This window comes from Micromonospora fulviviridis (assembly GCF_014648395.1).
GTDB classification, from domain to species: Bacteria; Actinomycetota; Actinomycetes; order Mycobacteriales; family Micromonosporaceae; genus Micromonospora; species Micromonospora fulviviridis.
In genome coordinates this window covers 123379-145480 of sequence record NZ_BMRA01000012.1, presented here as the reverse complement: position 1 = coordinate 145480, position 22102 = coordinate 123379, and the positions used below count along the sequence as shown (strand labels likewise).

General features: G+C 74.1%; 20 protein-coding genes. 8 read left to right on the top strand and 12 right to left on the bottom strand.

The window, feature by feature from the left end; genetic code table 11:
- Nucleotides 1-44 precede the first annotated feature (44 nt).
- The 7 genes from IEY96_RS27385 to IEY96_RS27355 all read right to left on the bottom strand — a co-directional run bounded on the left by IEY96_RS27385 (nt 45) and on the right by IEY96_RS27355 (nt 9200).
- Entirely contained in the window at nt 45-1208 is a 1164-nt protein-coding gene (locus tag IEY96_RS27385) for an acyl-CoA dehydrogenase family protein (protein ID WP_189197686.1), read from the bottom strand.
- Entirely contained in the window at nt 1205-3214 is a 2010-nt protein-coding gene (locus tag IEY96_RS27380) for an acetyl/propionyl/methylcrotonyl-CoA carboxylase subunit alpha (protein WP_189197685.1), read from the bottom strand. Before IEY96_RS27380 ends, IEY96_RS27385 begins: the two co-directional genes overlap by 4 nt.
- 71 nt (nt 3215-3285) lie before the next feature.
- Complete coding sequence (locus IEY96_RS27375) at nt 3286-4887, bottom strand: acyl-CoA carboxylase subunit beta (protein ID WP_189197684.1); 1602 nt, start codon at nt 4885-4887, stop codon at nt 3286-3288.
- A 55-nt stretch (nt 4888-4942) separates the two neighbouring features.
- The gene (locus tag IEY96_RS27370; RefSeq protein ID WP_189197683.1) at nt 4943-6082 is read right to left on the bottom strand and encodes an acyl-CoA dehydrogenase family protein; all 1140 of its coding nucleotides are present in this window, start codon (nt 6080-6082) and stop codon (nt 4943-4945) included.
- On the bottom strand, nt 6079-7758 hold the full coding sequence (locus IEY96_RS27365) for an acyclic terpene utilization AtuA family protein (protein WP_189197682.1): 1680 nt from the start codon (nt 7756-7758) through the stop codon (nt 6079-6081). The genes IEY96_RS27370 and IEY96_RS27365 overlap by 4 nt, the downstream gene beginning before the upstream one ends.
- The gene (locus IEY96_RS27360) at nt 7755-8549 is read right to left on the bottom strand and encodes a TIGR03084 family metal-binding protein (RefSeq protein ID WP_189197681.1); all 795 of its coding nucleotides are present in this window, start codon (nt 8547-8549) and stop codon (nt 7755-7757) included. Before IEY96_RS27360 ends, IEY96_RS27365 begins: the two co-directional genes overlap by 4 nt.
- A gap of 15 nt (nt 8550-8564) precedes the next feature.
- Entirely contained in the window at nt 8565-9200 is a 636-nt protein-coding gene (locus tag IEY96_RS27355; protein WP_189197680.1) for a TetR/AcrR family transcriptional regulator, read from the bottom strand.
- 147 nt (nt 9201-9347) lie between these two features.
- Here IEY96_RS27355 and IEY96_RS27350 point away from each other — a divergent pair, with 147 nt between their 5' ends.
- Both IEY96_RS27350 and IEY96_RS27345 read left to right on the top strand, forming a co-directional pair.
- The gene (locus IEY96_RS27350) at nt 9348-10787 is read left to right on the top strand and encodes an APC family permease (RefSeq protein ID WP_189197679.1); all 1440 of its coding nucleotides are present in this window, start codon (nt 9348-9350) and stop codon (nt 10785-10787) included.
- Nucleotides 10787-11800 carry an acetamidase/formamidase family protein gene (locus IEY96_RS27345; RefSeq protein WP_229791935.1) on the top strand — a complete coding sequence of 338 codons (1014 nt, stop codon included), beginning with the start codon at nt 10787-10789 and terminating at the stop codon, nt 11798-11800. The genes IEY96_RS27350 and IEY96_RS27345 overlap by 1 nt, the downstream gene beginning before the upstream one ends.
- A gap of 105 nt (nt 11801-11905) precedes the next feature.
- Here IEY96_RS27345 and IEY96_RS27340 read toward each other — a convergent pair whose 3' ends face one another.
- Both IEY96_RS27340 and IEY96_RS27335 read right to left on the bottom strand, forming a co-directional pair.
- Nucleotides 11906-12649, bottom strand: coding sequence for a metallophosphoesterase family protein (locus IEY96_RS27340; protein ID WP_189197678.1), 744 nt, complete (start codon nt 12647-12649; stop codon nt 11906-11908).
- A gap of 163 nt (nt 12650-12812) precedes the next feature.
- On the bottom strand, nt 12813-13490 hold the full coding sequence (locus tag IEY96_RS27335; protein WP_007073398.1) for a Crp/Fnr family transcriptional regulator: 678 nt from the start codon (nt 13488-13490) through the stop codon (nt 12813-12815).
- Nucleotides 13491-13709: 219 nt separating this feature from the next.
- On the opposite strand from IEY96_RS27335, the gene IEY96_RS27330 reads away from it, so the two are divergent.
- The 6 genes from IEY96_RS27330 to IEY96_RS27305 all read left to right on the top strand — a co-directional run bounded on the left by IEY96_RS27330 (nt 13710) and on the right by IEY96_RS27305 (nt 19074).
- Nucleotides 13710-14372, top strand: coding sequence for an adenosylcobinamide amidohydrolase (locus IEY96_RS27330; RefSeq protein WP_189197764.1), 663 nt, complete (start codon nt 13710-13712; stop codon nt 14370-14372).
- Between the two features lie 86 nt (nt 14373-14458).
- Complete coding sequence (locus tag IEY96_RS27325) at nt 14459-15682, top strand: CapA family protein (RefSeq protein WP_189197677.1); 1224 nt, start codon at nt 14459-14461, stop codon at nt 15680-15682.
- A gap of 61 nt (nt 15683-15743) precedes the next feature.
- Nucleotides 15744-16523: an endonuclease III gene (gene nth, locus IEY96_RS27320; protein WP_189197676.1), complete on the top strand. Its 780-nt coding sequence runs from the start codon at nt 15744-15746 to the stop codon at nt 16521-16523.
- Nucleotides 16520-17122 (top strand): TlpA family protein disulfide reductase, encoded by a 603-nt coding sequence (locus IEY96_RS27315; RefSeq protein WP_189197675.1) that lies wholly within the window; start codon nt 16520-16522, stop codon nt 17120-17122. The genes nth and IEY96_RS27315 overlap by 4 nt, the downstream gene beginning before the upstream one ends.
- Complete coding sequence (locus IEY96_RS27310) at nt 17119-17808, top strand: NUDIX hydrolase (RefSeq protein WP_189197674.1); 690 nt, start codon at nt 17119-17121, stop codon at nt 17806-17808. The genes IEY96_RS27315 and IEY96_RS27310 overlap by 4 nt, the downstream gene beginning before the upstream one ends.
- A gap of 87 nt (nt 17809-17895) precedes the next feature.
- Nucleotides 17896-19074: a MarP family serine protease gene (locus tag IEY96_RS27305; RefSeq protein ID WP_091316984.1), complete on the top strand. Its 1179-nt coding sequence runs from the start codon at nt 17896-17898 to the stop codon at nt 19072-19074.
- A gap of 21 nt (nt 19075-19095) precedes the next feature.
- On the opposite strand, the gene IEY96_RS27300 is transcribed toward IEY96_RS27305, so the two are convergent.
- From IEY96_RS27300 to mycP, 3 genes are all read right to left on the bottom strand, one after another.
- Complete coding sequence (locus IEY96_RS27300) at nt 19096-19818, bottom strand: phosphatase PAP2 family protein (RefSeq protein WP_189197673.1); 723 nt, start codon at nt 19816-19818, stop codon at nt 19096-19098.
- 30 nt (nt 19819-19848) lie between these two features.
- Nucleotides 19849-20646, bottom strand: coding sequence for a phosphatase PAP2 family protein (locus tag IEY96_RS27295; RefSeq protein ID WP_189197672.1), 798 nt, complete (start codon nt 20644-20646; stop codon nt 19849-19851).
- A 104-nt stretch (nt 20647-20750) separates the two neighbouring features.
- Nucleotides 20751-22073, bottom strand: coding sequence for a type VII secretion-associated serine protease mycosin (gene mycP / locus IEY96_RS27290; protein WP_373293655.1), 1323 nt, complete (start codon nt 22071-22073; stop codon nt 20751-20753).
- Nucleotides 22074-22102: the final 29 nt, after the last annotated feature.

Here is a 22102-nt window from a genome sequence, read left to right as displayed (position 1 = left end):
CCGGCGCCCCGAACGAGGGGTGCCGGGCAACGGCGTTCGAGCCGTCAGTAGGACTTGTCCTGGCCGAGCACGTGCTGGGCGACGAAGTTGAGGATCATCTCGCGGCTGACCGGGGCGATCCGGCCGGCCCGGACCGCGCCGAGCAGGGTGGCCACGCCGTACTCGGTCGTCATGCCGGCGCCGCCCAGCGCCTGCACGGCGGTGTCCACGGCGAGCGCGGCGGCCTCGCCGGCCGCGTACTTGGCCATGTTGCCGGCGACGCCGGCCTCCAGGTCGCGGCCCGCGTCGTAGAGGGTGGCCGCCTTGTGGATCATCAGGCGGGCCAGTTCCACCTGCACCGCCGCGTGCGCGAGCGGGTGGGCGACGCCCTGGTGCGTGCCGATGCTCCGGCCGCCCCACACCTTCCGGGTGGCGGTGTACGCGCTGGCCCGCTCGATGGCGTACCGGCCGGTGCCGGCGCCCATGGCGGCGACCGTGATCCGCTCCGGGTTGAGGCCGGCGAAGAGCGCCGGCAGCCCGGCGTCCAGCGATTCACCGACCAGCGCGTCGGCGGGCAGCCGGACGTCGTCCAGGTAGAGCAGGAACTGGTTCTCCGGGGAGAGGATCTCCATGTCCAGCTTGGACTTCTCCAGGCCCGGCGCGGCGGTCGGAACGATGAACAGCGCCGGCTTCAGTTTCCCGGTGGAGGAATCCTCGGTGCGCGCCACCACCAGCACGTGCCCGGCCTCGTCGACGCCGGAGATGTAGCACTTGCGGCCGGTGAGCAGCCAGTCGTCGCCGTCGCGGCGGGCCACCGTGCCGAGCCGGTGGAAGTTCGACCCGGCCTCCGGTTCGGTGATCGCGAAGACGATCTTCTGCGAGCCGTCGGCGAGGCCGGGCAGGTGCCGCTTGCGCTGCTCGTCGGTGCCGTGCTTGTTGATCACGGTGGCCGCGATGGCGGGTGAGACCACGAGCAGCAGCAGCGGGCAGCCGGCCGCGGCCAGCTCCTCGCAGACGATGGCCAGCTCGGTGATGCCGCCGCCCCCGCCGCCGTACTCGGTGGGGATGTTGACGCCCAGGTAGCCGAGCCGGCCGGCCTCCTGCCACAGCTCCGTGGTGTGGCCGCCGGCCCTGGCCTTCTCGACGAAGTAGCCGTGGCCGTACTTCCGGCCCAGCGCCCGGACGGCGTCGCGGAGCTGGTCCTGCTCGGGGGTCAGGTCGAAGTTCATCGCGGGTCCTCCTCAGTGACCACGGCCAGCACGGCCCCGGTGTCGACCTGGCCGCCGGCCGGCACCGGCAGCTCCGCCACCACGCCGTCGGTCGGGGCGAGCACGGGGTGTTCGAGCTTCATCGCTTCGAGGGTCAGCAGCAGGTCGCCGGCGGTCACCCGCTGGCCGACCTCGACGTGCACCCGGGTCACCGCGCCGGGCAGCGGCGCGAGCAGCGACCCGGCCGCCAGCTCCGCGGTGGGCAGGGGGAAGCGCGGCAGCTCGGTGAGGCTCGCCGCCCCGGCCGGGCCGTCCACGAAGACCTCCGACCCCACCCGGTGTACGCGGAACGCCCGCCGCGTCCCGTCGACGTCGAGCACGACGCGGTCGGGAGCGGCCTCGACCACGGTCACGTCCGGCGCCCTGTCGCCGTCCGCCGCCGACCCGTCCTGGCCGGTCGGCACGGTGGCGGGCGACACCGACCAGTCGGCGAGCGCGCCCGTCCGGTCCAGCCGGTACCGGACCTCGATCTCGCCGTCCGGGCCGTCGAGCCGGGTGACCTGCGGGAAGGCCGGCACGTTGCGCCAGCCCGAGGGCAGCCCGCCCAGTACGGGCGCGGACGCGCGACGCCCGGCGGCGCCCGCCAGCGCGGCGGCCAGCGCGGCCAGGGGGAGTTGGTCGGCCGCGAGCAGCGGCGCGAAGACCTCCTCGTGCCGCTCCAGGAAGCCGGTGTCGGCCTCCGCCGCGCCGAACTCCCGGCTGCGCAGCACCCGGACCAGCAGGTCCCGGTTGGTGGCGACGCCGTGCAGCTCGGCGCGGGCCAGCGCGCCGGCCAGGGCGCGGGCGGCCTCGGCCCGCGTGGGTGCCCAGGCGATCAGCTTGGCGAGCATCGAGTCGTAGTGCACGCTCACCGCCGAGCCGTCCACCACGCCGGAGTCCAGCCGTAGGCCCTTCGTCGGGGTGAACTCGCCGACCACACCCGGGATCGTGAAGCGGTGCAGGGTGCCGGTGGCCGGGCGGAAGCCCTGGGCCGGGTCCTCGGCACAGAGCCGCACCTCGATCGCGTGGCCGTCGGCCGGCGGGGTGCCCGTCAGCGGCAGCGGTTCGCCCTCGGCCACCAGCAGTTGCAGCCGGACCAGGTCGAACCCGGTGACCGCCTCGGTGACCGGGTGCTCCACCTGGAGGCGGGTGTTCATCTCCAGGAAGTGGACCTCCCCGTCGGGCGCGAGCAGGAACTCGACGGTCCCCGCGCCGACGTAGTCGACCGCCCGGCCGGCAGCCACCGCCGCCTCGTGCAGCCGCTCGCGCACCCGCGGGGGCAGGACCCCCGGCGCCTCCTCGACGATCTTCTGGTGGCGGCGCTGGATCGAGCAGTCCCGCACCCCGAGGGCCACCACCGTGCCGTGCGTGTCGCCGAAGATCTGCACCTCGACGTGCCTGCCGCGCTCGACGTACCGCTCGATGAAGACCGTGCCGTCGCCGAACGCCGCGGCCGCCTCGCGGCGTGCTCCCGCCACGGCCTCGGCGAGCCCGGCGGCGTCGCGGACCACCCGCATGCCCCGGCCGCCGCCGCCCGCGGTTGCCTTGACCAGCACCGGGAAGCCCGTCACCTGGTCGGCCTCGGTCCAGGTCGGGAGCATCGGCACGCCCGCGTCGGCGAGCAGCGCCTTGGCCGCCATCTTGTCGCCCATCGCGGCGATCGCCTTGGCCGGCGGGCCGACCCAGGTCAGCCCCGCGTCGGTGACGGCCGCCGCGAAGTCGGCGTTCTCGGCGAGGAAGCCGTAGCCCGGGTGGACCGCGTCCGCGCCGGCCCGCCGGGCCGAGTCCAGGACGAGGTCGATCCGCAGGTACGTCTCGGCCGGCGTGTTCCCGGGCAGCCGGACGGCCAGGTCGGCCTCGGCGACGAAGGGCGCGTCGGCGTCCGCGTCGGAGTACACGGCGATCGTCGTGATGCCGAGCGTCCGGCAGGTGGCGAAGATCCGGCGGGCGATCTCACCCCGGTTGGCGACGAGAAGTCTGGTGATCACAGCGCCTGCCTTTCGTTCGCGACTGCGGTACTCCGCTTCGCTGCGTTCCTCGCGCTCACAGGGGAGCCCTCTCACATCCGGAAGACGCCGAAGCCGTCGGCGCCCTTCACCGGTCCGTTGTGGATCGCCGACAGGCAGAGCCCCAGGACGGTACGGGTGTCCCGGGGGTCGATCACCCCGTCGTCGTAGAGCCGGCCGGAGAGGAAGAGCGCCCCGGACTGGGACTCGATCTGCTGCTCGACCATCATCCGCATGGCGGCGTCGGAGTCCTCGTCGTAGTCGCGGCCCCGGGCGGCGGCGGCCTGCCGGGCGACGATCGACAGCACCCCGGCGAGTTGTGCCGGCCCCATCACCGCCGACTTGGCGTTCGGCCAGGTGAACAGGAACCGCGGCTCGTACGCCCGGCCGCACATGCCGTAGTTGCCGGCCCCGTAGGAGGCGCCGAGGTTGACCGTCAGGTGCGGGACCGTCGAGTTCGACACCGCGTTGATCATGAGGGCGCCGTGTTTGATGATGCCGCGCTGCTCGTACTCCGTGCCGACCATGTAGCCGGTGGTGTTCTGGAGGAAGACCAGCGGGGTGTCGGCGGCGTTGGCGAGCTGGATGAACTGGGCCGCCTTCTGCGCCTCCTCGCTGAACAGCACGCCGCGGGCGTTGGCCAGCACGCCGATCGGGTAACCGTGCAGCTCGCCCCAGCCGGTGACCAGCGCGGTGCCGTAGTTCGGCTTGAACTCGTCGAAGGCGCTGCCGTCCAGCACCCGGGCCAGCACCTCGCGCGGGTCGAACGGCACCTTGAGGTCGGCGCTGGCGATGCCGAGCAGCTCCTCCGGGTCGTACTTGGGTGGCTGGGGGAAGGGGTTGCGCGGCGGCGGGCCCTGCTTGCGCCAGTTGAGCCGGCGTACGCACTGCCGGGCCAGCCGGATGCCGTCCCGCTCGTCCTCGGCGAGGAAGTCGGCCAGGCCGGACTTCGTGGCGTGCATGGCCGCCCCGCCCAGCGACTCGTCGTCGGTGACCTCGCCGGTGGCCATCTTCACCAGCGGCGGCCCGGCCAGGTAGACCTGCGACCGGTCCCGGATCATGATCGTGTAGTCGGACATACCCGGCACGTACGCGCCACCCGCGGTGGCGTTGCCGAAGACTACGCTGACCGTGGGGATCTTCGCCGCGGAGAGCCGGGTCAGGTCCCGGAACACCCGGCCGCCGGGGATGAAGATCTCCGCCTGGGTGGGCAGGTCCGCGCCCGCGGACTCGACCAGGTTCACCATCGGCAGCCGGTTGGCCAGGGCGATCTCGCCGGCCCGCCGGGTCTTGGCGAGCGCCCAGGGGTTCACGGCCCCGCCGCGTACCGTGGGGTCGTTGGCGACCACGAGGCACTCCACGCCCTCGACCACCCCGATGCCGGTGACCGTGCTGGCGCCGACCGGGAAGTCGGTGCCGTAGGCGGCCACCGGCGACAGCTCCAGGAACGGGCTGTCCGGGTCCAGCAGCAGCTCGATCCGCTCCCGGGGGAGCAGCTTGCCCCGCTTGTGGTGGCGGGTCACGTACTTTTCCCCGCCACCGGCCCGGGCCTGGTCGAACGCGGACTCCAGCTCGGCGAGACGCTCCAGCAGCGCCTCACGGTTGGCCCGGTGGGCCGGCGAGGACGGGTCGATCGCGCTGTCCAGTGTGCTCACAGCGATCCTTTCGTTCGTGACTGCCGGGCTCGCAGACCCGGCTCACTCCTCGCACTCACAGGCCCATGCCCTTCGCGATGATCTCGTTCATGATTTCCGTGGTGCCGCCGCCGATGCCGAGGATCCGGGCGTCCCGGTAGTGCCGTTCCACCTCGGCGTCACGCAGGTAGCCGAAGCCGCCGTGCAGTTGCAGCGCCGCGTCGACGACGAAGTCGCACGCGGCCACCGCGACGTTCTTCGCCATCGCCACCTCGGTCACGACCGGCTCGCCCGCGGCGACGCGGGTGGCCACGTCGTGCACGTACGCCCGGGCGGCCTCGGTGCGGGTGTGCATCTCGGCCAGCCCGTGCCGGACGAGCTGCCGGCTGGCCAGCGGGCGGCCGAAGGTGGAGCGGTCCCGGCACCAGCGGGTGGCCAGTTCCACGCAGCGCTGCGCGGTGGCGTAGGCCTGGGTCGCCAGGGAGAGCCGCTCGGTGGCGAACTGCTGCATGATCGCCAGGAAGCCGGTGTCCTCCGGGCCGATCCGGTTCGCCACCGGCACCCGGACGTCGACGAAGGAGAGCTCGGCGGTGTCCGAGCAGTGCCAGCCCAGCTTCTCCAGCCGCCGGCCGACGGTGAATCCGGGCATGCCCTTCTCGATCACGAGGAGGCTCAGCGAGCCGGAGCCGGGGAAGTCGGTGCAGACGGCGGTGGTCACGAAGTCGGAGCGGACACCGCTGGTGATGTAGGTCTTCGACCCGTTCACCACGTAGTGGTCGCCGTCCCGCCGCGCGCAGGTGCGGATGCCCGCCACGTCGGAGCCGCCGTCCGGCTCGGTGATCGCCAGCGAGCCGATCATCGTGCCGGCGAGTGTCGGGCGCACGTATCTCTCGATGAGACCGTCGTCCCGCGCGGCGACCATGTGCGGCAGCGCGATGCCGTGGGTGAAGAGCGCGGCGATCAGCCCGGACGAGCCGCCCGAGCGGATGATCTCCTCGGTGACCAGGATCGAGTCGAGCAGGTCGCCACCGCTGCCGCCGACCGACTCGGGGAAGCCGATGCCGAGCAGCCCGATCTTCGCGGCGGTCTCGTGCAGCGAGCGGGGCACCTCGCCGGCCCGCTCCCAGTCGTCCAGGTAGGGCAGGACCTCCTTGGTCACGAAGGCCCGGGTCAGCTCGCGGAGCTGCCGCCGCTCGGGAGTGTCCACGATGGTCACGACGGCACCCCCGGGGTCAGGTCGGCGGGCAGGTCGACGATCCGGGAGCGGAGCAGCTCGCCGAGCGCCTTGGCCTGCGGGTCGAAGCGGGTGGAGGCGGCCACGCCCTGGCCGAGCAGCCCCCGGATCACGAAGTTGACGGCGCGCAGGTTCGGCAGCTCGTACCGCTCGACGGTCAGCGGGCCGGTCTCCGGCAGCAGCTCGGCCAGCCGCGCGACGGTCAGCCAGCCGCGTAGCCAGGCCCAGGTGGCGTCGGTGCGGGCCCAGACGCCGAGGTTGGCGTCCCCGCCCTTGTCGCCCGACCGCGCCCCGACCAGCTCGCCCAGCGGCGCCCGCCGGGTCGGCCCGGTGTCGACCTCCGGTGCGGCCACCGACTCGTACGGTCGCGGTGCCGCCGTCCGCGCCGGCGGGGCGATCGGCACCCGGACCCCGTCCGGCAGCACGGCCACGTGCGCGACCGCGTCCTGCGGCACGGCGTCGGCGGTGAAGACCCCGTACGGGGTGGCGTCGCCGGGCAGGGTGGTCAGCGTGCAGCCCGGATAGGAGGCCAGCGCCAGCTCCACGGCGGCCGCCGAGAAGGCCCGTCCGGCCCGCGCCTTGTCGCCGTCCCGCAGGTGTACGTGCAGCAGCGCGCTCGCCGCCTCGGTGTCGGTGGCGTCCGGGTGGTCGGTCCGGGCCAGCGTGAACTCCAGCCCCTCCTTGCCGACCGCCTCCTCCAGCTGCCCCCGGACCAGGGCCGCCTTGGCCGGGATGTCCAGCCCGCAGAGCACGAACGTCATCGAGTTGCGGAAGCCGCCGAGGTTGTTGACGCCCACCTTGAGGGTGTCCGGCGGGGGCGTGCCCCGGACGCCGGTGACCCGTACCCGGTCCGGCCCCTCCTGGGCCAGCTCCACGGTGTCCAGCCGGGTCACCACGTCCGGCCCGAGGTACGCCGGCCCGCCCACCTCGTACAGCAGTTGGGCGGTGACCGTCTCGACGGTGACCGCGCCGCCGGTGCCGGGGTGCTTGGTGAGCACCGCGGAGCCGTCCGGGTGCAGCTCGGCGATCGGGAAGCCGGGGCGGTGACCGCCGTCGGGCAGTTCGGTGAAGAAGCTGTAGTTGCCGCCGGTGACCTGCGCCCCGCACTCGATGAGGTGCCCGGCCACGGTCGCGCCGGCCAGCGCGTCCAGGTCGTCCCGGGTCCAGCCGAAGCGGGAAATGGCCGGGCCGACCGCCAGCGAGGCGTCGGTGACCCGCCCGGTGACCACCACGTCCGCCCCCGCGTCGAGGCAGGCCGCGATCCCGAACGCCCCCAGGTAGGCGTTCGCCGTCAACGCGTCCGGCCGGGCGAGGGCGTCGCCCTCGACGTACCCGATCCGCACGGTGAGGCCGAGCCGGTCGGCGAGCGCGCCGATGGCGGCGGCCAGCCCCGCCGGGTTGAGCCCGCCGGCGTTGGTGACCAGCCGTACCCCGCGCTCCAGCGCGGTGCCGAGGGTGCCTTCCAGCTGGCGCAGGAACGTCTTCGCGTAGCCGAGGGAGGGGTCGCGCATCCGGTCCCGACCGAGGATCAGCATGGTCAGCTCGGCCAGGTAGTCGCCGGTCAGCACGTCAAGCTCGCCGCCGTCGAGCATCTCCCGCCAGGCGGATAGGCGGTCGCCGTAGAAACCGGACGCGTTGCCGATGCGCAGCACGGTCACCGGACCACCCCGCTGCCCTCCGCCGCCCGCTTCCCGCCGGGCGGCCCCGCGAACGCCTGGGCCACGTCCAGCCACTCGTCGGCGACCGGCCCGGTGGCGACCAGCGCCAGGTCGGCGCGGTGCCGGCGCTGGGTCACCAGCAGGCAGAAGTCGACCGCCGGGCCGGTGACCCGGTCGGCCGCGTCCGCCGGCCCGAAGGCCCAGGTGTCCCCGTGGGGTGCCACCAGCTCGACCCGGACCGGCGCCGTCGGCACGGCGCGGCCGTGCGCCGCGAAGCTGTGCCCGAGGGTACGGAAGCCGAGGTGCGCGACGTGCCGCAGCCGGGCCGTGGGGGTACGCCGGACGCCCAGCGCGTCGGCCACGTCCTCGCCGTGCGCCCAGGTCTCCATGAGCCGGGCGGTCGCCATCGAGGCGGGCGACATCCGGGTGCCGTACCAGGGCAGTTTCTCCCCGGCCGGTGCGGCGGCGAGCGCCGCCGCGAGCGCGGCCCGGCCCGCCCGCCAGCGGGCCAGCAGCGCGGCGGGTGGGGCGAGGAACGCCTCGGCGCCGTCGTCGACCAGCCGGGACGGGTCCGGGGCGCCGGTGACCGAGGCGAAGAACGCCGCCGTGTCGGTCGCCGCCAGGTGGGCCACGTGGTCGGTCCAGGCCAGGTGGGCGATCTGGTGGGCGACGCTCCACCCGGGAGCCGGGGTCGGCCGCGCCCAGGCTTCCGGCGGCAGCGGCGCGACGAGGGCGTCGAGCTGCTCGGACTCGGCGGCCAGGTCCGCGAGCAGGGCTGTCAGGTCGACCATGGGGCCTCCGGGGAGTCAGTGCGCCCGCGCGCTCCCGGGCGTGGCGTCGGGGGTGAGCAGGGCGGCGAGCTGGCGCTTCCAGGTGTGCAGGAGTGCGGCGCGGCGGGCCGAGTCGTCGCTGAGCAGGTTGGCCACGCCGAGGCCGCGGAGCAGGTCGAGGGTGGCCTGCACCGCCTCGCGGACGCCGGGCCGCCGCTCGTCCACGCCGAGCAGTTCCACGGTCAACCGGTGCATCTCCCGGCCCACCCGGGCTTCGAGGGGGACCAGGGCGTCGCGCAGTTCGGCGTCGGTGCGGGCGGCCACCCACAGCTCCAGCGCGGCGACGAAGAGCGGCCCGGTGAAGGCGGCGGCGAGCAGGTCGACCACCCGGTCGAGTCGCCGCGGGCCGGCCGGCAGTGCGGCGGCCTCGGTGCGCAGCTCCACCGCCCGGCGCTCGGTGAGGTGGGTGACCGCGGCGGTGACCAGGGCGGCCTTGGTCGGGTAGTGGTGCAGCTGGGCGCCCCGGGAGACGCCCGCCCGGGCCGCCACCACGGTCGTGGTGGTGCCGGACCAGCCGTGCTCCACCAGGCACTCGACGGTCGCCTCCAGCAGCCGGGCCTGGGTGGCGCGGCTGCGCTGCTGTTGAGGGACGCGGGTCGATGCGGCGGGCACGGGGACAGCGTGCCGCCCCCGAAACAAACAGTCAAGCCTGACTTTTTCTGAGCTGGGACTGAGCGATGTTTTCAATCCAGGCACATAGATCTAGCTGTCCGTCGATGGCTGGGCTACCGTGCGGCCACCAGATCAAGGAGGCGTGCCGTGACTCAACCTCCCGACCCATCCGAGACAGGCGCCCAGGTCGAACGGTTCGGCTACCGGCAGGAACTGAGCCGGACCCTCAGCTTCACCGACCTGCTCATCTACGGACTGATCTTCATGGTGCCGATCGCGCCCTTCGGCATCTTCGGCAGCGTCTACGCCGGCTCCGGCGGGATGGTCGCGCTCGCCTACATCATCGGCATGGTGGCGATGATGTTCACCGCCCTGTCGTACGCGCAGATGGTCCGCGCGTTCCCCATGGCCGGTTCCGTCTACAGCTACACCGGCCGCGGCATCGCGCCGCCCGTCGGCTTCCTCGCCGGCTGGGTGATCCTGCTCGACTACGTCCTCGTGCCCGGTCTGCTCTACCTGGTGGCCAGCGTGGCCATGCACTCCCTCGTGCCCGGCGTGCCGGTGTGGGCGTGGCTGGCGGCCTTCGTCGTGCTCAACACCGTCGTCAACTACTTCGGCATCCGGATGACCGCCCGGGTCAACCGGGTGATGCTCGCCGCCGAGGTGGTCATCCTCGCGATCTTCCTGGTCGTCGGCGTGATCGCGCTGGCGCAGGGCAAGGGTGCGGGCTTCTCGCTCCGGCCACTGTTCGACGCGGACACCTTCTCCTGGCCGTTGGTCTTCGGGGCGGTGTCGATCGCCGTGCTCTCCTTCCTCGGCTTCGACGGAATCTCCATGCTGGCGGAGGAGAGCCGCGAGGAGGCCCGGCAGATCGGCCGGGCGATGGTCGCGGCCCTACTGCTGGCCGGTGCCCTGTTCGTCGTGCAGACCTGGGTCGCCGCCCTCCTGGTGCCGGACGCGGCCAGCCTGCTCGACAACGGCGACCCCGAGGGAACCGCGTTCTACGACGCGGCCCGCGCGGCCGGCGGAGGCTGGCTGGCCGGGCTGACCGCCCTGGCCACCGCGATCGCCTGGGGCTTCGCCAACTCCCTGGTCGCCCAGGCCGCGACCTCACGCCTGCTGTACGCGATGGCCCGCGACCGGCAGATGCCGCGCTTCCTCGCCCGGATCAACCCGAAACACAAGGTGCCGGCCAACGCCACCCTGCTGGTCGCCGCGATCTCCCTGGCGCTCGGCCTCTACATGGCCAGCCGGGACGACGGCATCTCGCTGCTGTCCACACTCGTCAACTTCGGCGCCATGACGGCGTTCCTGGCGCTGCACGTCTCCGTCGTGACCCACTACGTGGTGCGCAACGGCAGCCGGGACTGGTTGCGGCACCTGGTGGTGCCGGTGATCGGGTTCCTGATCCTGCTCTACGTCGTGATCAACGCCAAGGTCGCCGCCCAGGTGCTCGGCTTCGTCTGGCTGGGCGTCGGGCTGCTGGTCCTGCTGGCCTTCTACCTGACGGGCCGGCGTCCAGAGCTCGCCGCGCTGGTCGAGGTCGCCCACGAAAGCACCGACGAGCCGGTGAAGGAGCCGCAGTGATGATGGACGTGGTGAAGTACCGGCCGGAGCCGGACGAGCTCTCCTACACCTTCGGCGGGCGCGAGGCGGTGCTCCGGGTGCGCCCGGGCACGATCCTCGAGCTCTACACCGAGGACTGCTTCGGCGGGCGCGTCCGGAGCGTCGACGACCTGCCGTCGCAGGTCTGCCAGTTCCCGTACCTCAACCCCGTGACGGGACCGATCCACGTCGAGGGGGCCGAGCCCGGTGACACCCTCGCCGTGCACTTCATCTCCATCGAGCCGGCCCGCGACTGGGCCGTGTCCACCACCTTCCCGCACTTCGGCGCGCTCACCAGCACCCACACCACGGCGACCCTGCAACCGCCGCTCGACGAGGTGGTCTGGCGGTACGACGTCGACGTCGCGGCGGGCACGGCGACGTACCGGGCCCGCCGGGGCGACTACACCGTGGCGCTGCCGCTGGACCCGATGCACGGCACCGCCGGCGTGGCGCCCGGTGCCTTCGAGGCGCGGATGACGATCACCCCGGACGCGCATGGCGGCAACATGGACACCCCGGAGCTGCGGGCCGGAGTCACCGCGTACTTCGGCGTGAACGTGTCGGGAGCGCTCTTCGCCCTCGGCGACGGGCACTGCCGGCAGGGCCACGGCGAAGTCTGCGGCACCGGCATCGAGGCGGCCATGAACACCACCGTCGTGGTGGACGTCGTCAAGGGGGTCGGCACCCCGTGGCCGCGGCTGGAGTCGGACGACGCGCTGATGTCCACCGGCTCGGCCCGCCCGCTGGAGGATGCGTACCGGATCAGCCAGCACGACCTGGTCACCTGGACCGCCGAGCTGGTCGGCCTGGACCAGCTCGACGCGTACCAACTGGTCAGCCAGGCCGGCGAGGCGCCGGTCGGCAACGTGTGCGACACGAACTACACGATGGTGGCGAAGGTGGACAAGCGCTACCTGGGTGGGACCGGCGGGTACGACGGGGTGCACGCCCGGCTGCGTGAGACGGCCCAGCACTACCTGACCCACCGCTGACGGGCGCCGGGGCCGGCCGGGCCACCCCCGGCCGGTCCCGCTGCCCGCGGCGCCACTGTCGGATCGCGACGCACAAACTTCACGATCTCGCGCGGGCGTGGCCCGTCAGCGGCCGTCGCGCGGGCCGAAGACGGTGAGCGCGTCGGCGTCGGAGTGGCGCGAGCGCAGGTACTCGTCGGCCCAGTCGGCGGCGTCCGGGAAGCCCGACTCGGCGGCCACCCGGGCGCAGGCGGCGTCCACGTCGAAGGCGGTCCGGCGCAGCTGCACGCCCGGCCCGAGCAACGCCCACCAGGCGCCCGCGCCCCCGTACGGCATGCCGACGCTGCCCGGGTTGACCACCAGGCGGCGGTCCACCAGCCGGGTGAACGGCATGTGGGTGTGCCCGCAGACCACCGTGCCCACCTCGGCCGGCAGCCCGGCGAAGACCTCGGCCCAGCGCTCCAACCGGGAGTCGACCAGCACCACCTCCTCGTCGTCCCGGGGCGTGGCGTGGCAGAAGAGCACCTCGCCGAGGCCGGCCACCGGCAGCGTGACGGTCGGAGGCAGCGCGGCGAGCCGGGCCACCTGGTCGTCGCGGAGCTGGGTCGCGGCCCAGTTGGAGACGTCGACGGGGGAGGACTTCCCGGCGCGTGCCTCGACCAGCTCCCGGTCGGCGTTGCCGCCGACCCAGCAGGCCCGGTCGCCGAGCGAGGCGAGCAGGTCGAGCACCTCGACCGGCTGCGGGCCGGCCGCGATGTCGCCGGTGAGCACGATGAGGTCGGCGGCGGCCACGTCCGGCTCGGCCAGGACGGCCTCCAGCGCCGGCAGCGCGCCGTGGATGTCGGAGAGGACAGCTACCCGCTCGATCATCGCCCCAGCCTCCGCCGCGCCGGGCGGCCGGTCCAGCGATTCTGCGGCCGGCAGAGACGGAACCGGCCCGGACCCGAGGATTCACCGCGCCGAGCCGCGCCGGCGGAACGCAACCGGCCCGGACCCGCGGAGGCGGGCCGGGCCGGGACGCTTGGTGGCGGTGTCAGACCCGCGCGCGGCGGGCCAGGCGCTCCGGGTCGAGGATGATGATGCTCTTGCCGTCCAGCCGCAGCCAGCCGCGCGAGGCGAAGTCGGCCAGGGCCTTGTTGACGGTCTCCCGGGAGGCGCCGACGAGCTGGGCGATCTCCTCCTGGGTCAGGTCGTGGGTCACCCGCAGCACGCCGCCGTCGCGGGTGCCGAACCGGCCGGCCATCTGGAGCAGGTTCTTGGCGACCCGGCCGGGCACGTCGGTGAAGATCAGGTCGGCCAGCGAGTCGTTGGTCCGGCGCAGCCGGCGGGCCAGCACCCGCAGCAGCTGCTCGGCGATCTCGGGCCGGTTGTTCAGCCACGGGCGCAGCGCCTGCTTGCGCAGCCGGACCAGCCGGGTGTCGGTGACCGCCGTGGCCGTCGCCGTGCGCGGCCCGGGGTCGAAGAGTGACAGCTCGCCGACCATGTCCGACGGGCCCATCACGGCGATCAGGTTCTGCCGGCCGTCCGCCGCGCGGCGGCCCACCTTGATCTTGCCGGACAGGAGGATGTAGAGACTGTCGCCGGGCTCGCCCTCGTTGAAGACGACCTCGCCCTTGCGGACCTCGATCGTCTCCATCTCCTTGGCGAGCGCCTCGGCAGCCTCCGGGTCGACACCCTGGAAGATCCCGCTGCGGGCCAGTACCTCGTCCATCGCGCACCTCCGCTTGCGCGTGCCGTCCGTCGGCCGGGTCCGCCGTCCGCTGATCCCTCGCGCGCCGCCAGTCTAGGCGCACATGAGCGGGAATCAGAGGTGCACCCCTGGAATCTTGATCGTTGGGCGTAACCTGCCCGACCCGGTCAACGACTAGGATCCCGCCTCCGGTGCGGGCCGCCACCACCCGTTCCCACCTGTGATCGTAGGGTGACCGGCGTGCTGAGCGAGCCGTTCCTGACCAGCCGGCCCGAGGACGGGTCGGACATCCCGCTGCTGGTCTGGCGGGCCGAGGCGCCGCTGCTGGCGGTCGGCTCCGCCCCGCTGGGCGGGGGGATCGGCGTACGCCGGTGGGTGGTGAACGCGACCGTGCCGATGTCGTACGACCGGGACGACCCGGCCGCGCACCTGGCCGAGCTGGCCGACGGCCTCGGCCTGGCCGGGCCCGGTGTCGGGCTGCTGACCGGGGTCGACGTGACCGAGGTGGTGGCCCGGACGGACGGCGGCGTACGCGTCTGGGCGACCGTCGGCCTCGGCACCCCGGTCTGGGCGGCCGAGCCCGAGCCCGCCGCGCCCGCCCAGCGGGTCGGCACGGTCAACATCGTCGTGCACGTCCCGGCGCGGCTCGGCGACGCCGCCCTGGTCAACGCCGTGGCCACGGCCACCGAGGCGAAGGCCCAGGCGATCTGGGAACTGGGGTTGCCGGCCACCGGCACCCCCACCGACGCGGTCACCGTGCTCTGCCCGGCCGACGGCGAGCCGGCCCCGTACGGCGGCCCCCGCTCGGCCTGGGGCGCCCCGCTGGCCCGGGCCGTGCACGCGGCCGTCCTGGCCGGCGGCGCCGGCACGGTCGTGCCCTGGTCCGACCGGCGGGCGGGCTGAGCGTGGACCGGCCCCGCCCGGCCGATCGGGTTTTCCGACCGATCGGCCCTCGTCGTGGCATTCCCGGGCCGGTAGCGTCGCGCACGATGTACGCTCCCGCCCGCTCCCTGCCTCGTCCTCTCCGTCGCCGCTCCGCGGCCGGCGGCGCGCGCCGCTCTCCGGCCCTCGGCCAGCGCCTCGCCGCGGCCCTCGGCGCGCTGCTCGTCGTGGTGCTCGCCGCCGGGTGCGGCGACGATTCCGGCGACGGGCCGATCTGGCAGCCGGGCCAGGGCGGGGGGTCGACCGCGTCGGCGGGCCCCGCCGAGGCCGACCAGCCCGACGCGTCGGGTGAGCCGGCGGAGAAGTCGATCTCGCTGACCGCGACCGGCGACGTGATCATGGGCAACGCGCCGTCCAAGCTGCCCGCCAACGGCGGGAAGGGCTTCTTCGACGACGTCAAGGCCGCGCTCAAGGGCGACCTGGTGATGGGCAACCTGGAGGAGCCGCTCACCGACGACACCGGCGCCGGCAAGTGCGGCCCGCAGCCGAAGAACTGCTACCAGTTCCGGGCGCCCCCGGGTTGGGCGGCGCACCTGCGCACGGCCGGGTTCCAGCTGCTCAACCAGGCCAACAACCACGGCTACGACTACGGCCAGCAGGGCTACGAGAACACCCAGTCGGCGCTGGAGGCGCACGGGCTCAAGCACACCGGCGCGCCCGGCGAGATCACCGTGGTCGACGTCAAGGGCATCAAGGTCGCGGTGGCGGGCTTCTCGTCGTACCCCTGGTCGAACAGCCTGATCGACCTCGACGCGGCGAAGCAGGTCATCACCATGGCCAAGGGGATGGCCGACCTGGTCGTGGTGCAGGTGCACATGGGCGCCGAGGGCGCCGACCGGTCCCACGTGAAGCCGGGCACCGAGATGTACGTCGGGGAGAACCGGGGCGACCCGATCCGCTTCTCGCACGCGGTGATCGACGCCGGCGCCGACCTGGTGATCGGGCACGGCCCGCACGTGCTGCGCGGGATGGAGTTCTACAAGGGGCGGCTGATCGCCTACAGCCTGGGCAACTTCGCCGGGGGCGGGAAGTCGCTGAACAGCTCGGGTCGGCTCGGCTGGGGTGGCGTGCTGAAGGTGTCGCTGACCGCCGAGGGACGCTTCGTCGGGGGCGAGTTCACCTCGACCGCGATGAACAGCGTGGGCCGGCCGGCCATCGACCGGCAGGACCGCGGCCTCGGGCTGGTCCGCGAGATGAGCCGGGCCGACTTCCCGCAGACCGGCGCGCGGCTCGACGGAACCGGCAAGATCAGCGCTCCGGCGGGTGGCTGAGGCGCACCGCCGCCGCGTGGGCCCCGCCGGGACGTCGTCCCCGCGACGTAGGCTGGCCGGCGTGACCACGCGCTTCCCCGAGACCGACCTCGGCCGCACGCGCCGCGCCCGGCGGATCGGCCGGGTGCTGACCGAGACGCACCCCGACGCGCACTGTGAACTCGACCACTCCAACGCGCTGGAGCTGTCCGTCGCCACGATCCTGTCGGCCCAGTGCACGGACAAGAAGGTCAACGAGGTCACCCCGAAGCTGTTCGCCCGCTACCGCACGGCGGCGGACTACGCCGGGGCCGACCGCGCCGAGCTGGAGGAGCTGATCCGGCCCACCGGGTTCTACCGGAACAAGACCAGCTCACTCATCAACCTCGGCCGCGCCCTCTGCGAGCGCTACGACGGCGAGGTCCCCGGCCGGCTGGCCGACCTGGTCACCCTCCCGGGGATCGGGCGCAAGACCGCCAACGTGATCCTCGGCAACGCCTTCGACGTCCCCGGCATCACCGTCGACACCCATTTCCAACGGCTGGTGCAGCGGTGGGGCCTGACCACCGAGACCGACCCGGTCAAGATCGAGCACGCGATCGGCGCGCTCTACCCGAAGCGCGACTGGACGATGCTGTCGCACCGGATCATCTTCCACGGCCGGCGGGTCTGCCACGCCCGCAAACCGGCCTGCGGGGCCTGCACGCTGGCGAAGCTCTGCCCGGCGTACGGCACCGGGCCGACCGATCCGGTGGCCGCGGCCAAGCTGCTCAAGGGTCCCCGCGCCCGGGACCTGGCGGCGGCCGTCGGCATCGACCCCGAGCTGGTGCCGCAGCAGGCGGTCGCGGCGGAGGTGCCGTGACCCGCCGGCTCGCCTACCTGCTCGTCCCGCTGCTGCTCACGGTGGCCGGCTGCACCGCCAGCACCGAGGAGCCGGCGGGCCCGGCGCCGGCCACCCGGGCCGAGCGCCCCTCGCCGTTCGCCGACTGCGCCCCGCTGACCGCCGTGCCGCCGTCCGCCCCGGCCCCGTCCGGCGCCTCCGGTGATCCCCTGCCCGACCTGGCCCTCTCCTGCTTCACCGGCGGCGCCCCGGTGAAGGTGAGCGACATCCGGGGGCCGGCGGTGATCAACGTGTGGGCGTCCTGGTGCCCGCCGTGCCGCAAGGAACTGCCCGCCTTCCAGCGGCTCAGCGAGCGGGCCGGCGGCCGGTTCCAGGTGATCGGGGTCAACAGCCGGGACAGCCGCGGCGGCGCGCAGTCCATCGGCGAGGACTTCGGCGTCCGCTTCCCCATGCTGGTCGACCAGGGGGACGCGTTCGAGCGGGCGCTCGGCCGCAACGCCTTCCCGCTGACCGTCCTGGTCGACGCCGACGGGCGGATCCGGCACACCGACTCGACCGGCGCGCTCGACGACGCCCGCCTCGCCGAGCTGGTCCGTACCCACCTCGGGGTGCGGCTGTGACCCGACCGCCCGGCTGGCTCGACCCGCTGCTCGGCCGCCTCGGCACCGCGCGGGCCGAGGACTTCACCCGGCTCACCACCCCGGAGAGCGGCGGCCGGGAGAGCGCCGTGCTGGTGCTGCTCGGCGAGGAGCCGGGCGCTGGCCCGGACGTGCTGGTCCTCCAGCGCGCCGCCACGCTGCGCAACCACGCCGGGCAGCCGGCCTTCCCCGGCGGCGCGGCCGACCCGGAGGACGTCGACGCCAGCGCCACCGCGCTGCGCGAGGCGAACGAGGAGGTCGACCTCGACCCGTCCAGCGTGACCGTGCTGGCCGAGCTGCCCAAACTCTGGATCCCGGTCAGCGACTTCCTGGTCACCCCGGTGCTCGCCTGGTGGCGCGACCCGCACCCGGTGCACCCGCGCGAGCCGGCCGAGGTGGCGCACGTCGCCCGGCTGCCGATCGCCGAGCTGGTCGACCCGGAGAACCGGATGCGGGTACGCCACCCGAGCGGCTGGATCGGCCCGGCCTTCTCGGTGCGCGGCATGCTCGTCTGGGGCTTCACCGCCGGCGTGCTGAACACGCTGCTGGAGATGGGCGGCTGGGCCCGCCCGTGGCCGCGTTCCCGGGTGGTGGAGCTGCCGCCGACCGGCGCCGCCCCGGCCCCCTCGGCCGGCACCGACGCGGTCGACGAGAGCCCGGTGCGCTGAGCCGACCGGGATCACCGGCGCGGATCTGAAGGTCACGTTCAGCGAGCGGTCAGCCGGTACCGGGCACCGTGCCCGTACCCTGGGGGCGTGTCCGCCGTGGATCTCGTACTGCTCCTGCTCATGCTCGTGTTCGCGATCAGCGGATACCGTCAGGGCTTCGTCATCGGGGCGCTGTCGTTCTCCGGCTTCTTCCTGGGCGCCCTGCTCGGCCTGCAGGTCGGGCCGCTGGTCGCCCGGCAGTTCGCCGACAGCGGCACCCGCGTGCTGATCTCCCTGGTGGCCATCTTCGGGCTGGCCGTGCTGGGGCAGGCGCTGGCCGGCTGGCTCGGCTCCAACCTGCGGGCGGCGATCACCGGACCCTTCGGGCGGAAGGTCGACGACGCCGGCGGCGCCGTCATCTCGGTCTTCGCCGTCATGCTGGTGGCGTGGCTGGTCGCCGTGCCGCTCGGCTCCTCGTCGGTGCCCTGGCTGGCCTCCTCGGTGCGCAACAGCGCGCTGCTGACCGTGGTCGACCGGGTGCTGCCCGACAAGGCGCAGGAGCTGTCCACGGCGCTCCGCGACACGGTCGACACCAACGGCTTCCCGGACGTCTTCGGCGACCTCGCCCCGACCCGGGCCCGGCAGGTCTCCCCGCCCGACCCGGCGCTGGCCAACTCCCAGGTGGTGAAGAACAGCCAGCGGTCGGTGGTGAAGGTGCTGGGCTCCGCGCCGAGCTGCGCCCGCCGCATCGAGGGCTCCGGCTTCGTGTACGCCGACGACCGGGTGATGACCAACGCGCACGTGGTGGCGGGCACCCGTTCGGTGGCGGTGGAACTGCGCGGCGAGCGCTACGACGGCGAGGTGGTCGTCTACGACCCCGCGCGGGACCTGGCCGTGCTGCACGTGCCGGGGCTGCCCGGGCCGTCGCTGCGCTTCGCCGCCGGGGAGGCCGGCAGCGGGGCCGACGCCATCGTGCTGGGCTTCCCCCTCGACGGCCCGTACGACGCCCGCCCGGCCCGGATCCGGGACGTCGACCGGATCACCGGGCCGGACATCTACTCGTCCGGCGACGTGACCCGGGAGATCTACACGATCCGGGCGCTGGTCCGCAGCGGCAACTCGGGCGGCCCGCTGGTCTCCTCGAACGGGCTGGTGCTCGGCGTGATCTTCGCGGCCGCCGCGGACGACCCGAACACCGGCTTCGCGGTGACCGCCGCCGAGGCCCGGTCGGTGGCGCTGGCCGGCGCGGAGCGTACCCGGGGAGTGGCCACCGGCGAGTGCACCTGAGCCGGCGGCGGGCGACGGTGGTCAGCTGGCGGTGGCGCCGGCCGGCTTCACGTCGTCGCCGGAGCGGCCGACCGGCAGCTTTGCCCGGCCCCAGGTGAGCGTGCGGTCGAGCACCGCCCGCGCCATGATCGCCACGCAGACGCCGCCGTTGAGGAAGGACGCCGCCACGTCGCTGGGGTGGTGCATCCCCCGGTACATGCGGGTGAGCGCGACCCCGACCGGCACCAGCACCAGCAGCGTCCACCAGGTGACCTTGGCCGGGGTGCTCCGCGCCCGCAGCGCGAGCAGCACGGCGATGCCCACGTAGAGCGCCATCGCGGCGGACGTGTGCCCGGACGGGAAGCTGGAGGTCGGTGGCGAGCTGTCCATGTGCTCGACGGCCGGGCGGCGCCGGTCGATGGCCATCGTGGTGAAGAGGAAGATCAGCGCCTGCGCGCTCACCGCGGCGCAGAGGAAGATCGGCTCCCGCCAGCGGTGCAGGACCAGCCGCAGCACCAGGGCCACCAGCACGGTCACCACGACGATCACCTGGGTGCTGGCGAGCGTGCTGAACACCAGCGAGACGTCGTTCCAGCCCGAGGTCCGGTGCGCGGCCAACTCGCGGTTGACCGTGTCCTCCACGGTGAACGGCCAGGTCTTCGCGAGCACCTGGGTGACCAGGAGACCCAGCGCGACCATGACGGAGAAGAGCAGGGCCACCGGCAGCAGGATCCGCCGGGCGATCTGGACCGCGACATCGGACATGAGCCGCCCTTTACCCCGGCGGGTGCCGGACTACGCGTGCCGGCCGTCCGGCCCCGGTTCGGCCAACTCCGGCTCGACCCCCTCCCGGGCGGTACGCGCCGGCCGCCGGCCGATCCGGGTCCGCCAGGTGGCGAAGGCGGCCGAGGTGGCGGCGACCACCGCCACGCCGAGCAGCCAGCCGCCGACCACGTCGCTGGTCCAGTGCACGCCCAGCGCGATCCGGCTGAGCCCGGTCACCACGGCGATCAGCACCGCGACCGTCCAGAGCACGCCGCGCAGCGGCCGGCTGTGCCGGGCGAACGGCAGGAAGACCAGCAGCAGCACCCCGGCGGCGAGGGTGGCGTTCAGCGCGTGGCCGGACGGGAAGGAGTAGCCGGCCGCCCGCGCCACCGGGTCGAGCAGGTCCGGCCGGTGCCGGCCCACCAGCAGCTTCAGCAGCGCGCCGAGCAGCCCGCCGACGGTCATGGTGGTGACCACCCAGAGGGCCAGCCGGGGCGCGCCGCGCAGCAGCAACCAGACCACCGCCCCGGCGGCGGCCACCCGGAGCGGACCGGGCCCGAAGACGTGGGTCCAGACCTCCATCAGCCGGACCCAGGCCGGGTGGTCGAGGGCGTACCCGTGCAGGGCGTCGGTGATCGAGGCGTCCAGCCGGGACAGCGGCGACCAGGCGTCCAGCACCAGCAGTGCGAGCAGGGCGAACGGCACCAGCACCAGGAAGGTGGCGGTGGCGGCCAGGGTCAGCCGGAGACCCAGCGATCGGTCCCGGTCGAGGCGGCGGCGCCGCCAGGACCGCTCCTGCGGGGAGATCAGGTCGCCGGAGGTTTTCATGCGCTGTTCACTACCCAGGGTGGGGGGCGGTCAGACGGGCGGGACCGACCGACGGCTCCAGGTCGCGGCGCGGCGAAGACGCGCCGAGGTGGAGTCGTCGCCGGTCAGCGGCGGGACTGCCGGAACCGGCGGACCATCAGCGCGGCGCCGGTGACCAGGGCGACGAACAGGGCCAGCCCGGTCCAGAGCCGCTCCGGCGCCGAATCGTCGGCCTGGCCGGCCGGGCGGGCCGACCAGCGGGGCTGCGTCGGGTTGTAGCCGAACGGGTCGCCGCCCTGCCCGGCCGCGGCGGCCCGGGTGTCCCGGCCCGCGCCGGGGGCCGGCCCGAAGCCCACCACGCCGGGGGAGTCGTTGTCGTCGAGCGGGTTGCGGCCGACCGACGGCACGTCGGTGGTGAGCGCGGCCACCGGGTCGACCAGGCCGTAGCCGAACCGGTCGTCGCGCCCGGTGGGGCCGAGGTCCCGGGCCGTGGTGATCAGCCGGTTGACCACGTCCCCGGCGGACAGGTGCGGATAGCGGGCCCGGACCAGCGCGGCCGTCGCGGCGACCAGCGGGGCCGCGAAGCTGGTGCCCTGCACCCGCCAGTAGCCGCCGTTGGTGCGGGCGCCGTAGAGCGCGGTGGCCGGCGCGCTGAGCACGGTCTGGTGGCCGGTGATCGAGCCGGACCAGAGGTTCTGGCTGTTGCGGTCCAGGCCGGCGACCGCCAGCACGCCCGGCTCGCGGGCCGGGTACCAGACCTTCGGGCTGTTCGAGGTGGCCAGGTTGCCGGTGCAGGCGACCACCACGACGTCCCGGGCGAAGGCGTAGTCGAGGGCCGCGGCCAGGGCCGGGCTGTCCCCGCCGCCGCCCAGGGACAGATTGATCACGCGGGCGCCGTTGTCGACCGCCCAGCGCACCCCCTTGGCGACGATCATGGCGTCGTCGTACCGGTTCTCGTCGTCCAGCACGCGGACCGGGAGGATCCGCGCGTCCGGGGCCAGCCCCACGACGCCGCGGTCGTCGTCGGCCCGCCCGGCGATCAGCCCGGCCACCGTGGTGCCGTGGCCCACCGGGTCGGGCCCGTCCGCGCCGTCCGGCGTGACCAGGTCCAGGCCGGGGAGCACCTGGCCGGCCAGGTCGGGATGGGAACCGTCCACCCCGGAATCGATCACGGCGACCACCACCCCGCGGCCGGTCGACGTGCGCCAGGCGGTCGTCGCGTTCAACTCTTCGAGCTGCCACTGCTCCTCGCGGACCGGGTCCGCGAGGGCCAGCGTGTTCACCGGGGCGAGCCGGGCGGATTCGCGGATCGTGACGGACGGGGCGGCGTGCGCGGGCGGGGCCGGCGGGCCGGCCACGGCGGCCAGGACCGCCGCCGCGCCGAGCAGCGCGCGTCCGGCGAGACGCCGGGGTAGCGCGCTGGGAACTCCCTGCCGATCCCTGGTCACATTCCCCAGCCATTCATCGCGTCAGACAC

Bases quoted from the DNA above. Each gene is read 5' to 3' on its own strand.
- IEY96_RS27360 (WP_189197681.1), bottom strand. From the start codon at position 8,549: ATGGTCGACCTGACAGCCCTGCTCGCGGACCTGGCCGCCGAGTCCGAG.
- IEY96_RS27345 (WP_229791935.1), top strand. From the start codon at position 10,787: ATGATGGACGTGGTGAAGTACCGGCCGGAGCCGGACGAGCTCTCCTAC.
- IEY96_RS27295 (WP_189197672.1), bottom strand. From the start codon at position 20,646: ATGAAAACCTCCGGCGACCTGATCTCCCCGCAGGAGCGGTCCTGGCGG.
- IEY96_RS27340 (WP_189197678.1), bottom strand. From the start codon at position 12,649: ATGATCGAGCGGGTAGCTGTCCTCTCCGACATCCACGGCGCGCTGCCG.
- IEY96_RS27300 (WP_189197673.1), bottom strand. From the start codon at position 19,818: ATGTCCGATGTCGCGGTCCAGATCGCCCGGCGGATCCTGCTGCCGGTG.
- IEY96_RS27335 (WP_007073398.1), bottom strand. From the start codon at position 13,490: ATGGACGAGGTACTGGCCCGCAGCGGGATCTTCCAGGGTGTCGACCCG.
- IEY96_RS27325 (WP_189197677.1), top strand. From the start codon at position 14,459: ATGTACGCTCCCGCCCGCTCCCTGCCTCGTCCTCTCCGTCGCCGCTCC.
- IEY96_RS27385 (WP_189197686.1), bottom strand. From the start codon at position 1,208: ATGAACTTCGACCTGACCCCCGAGCAGGACCAGCTCCGCGACGCCGTC.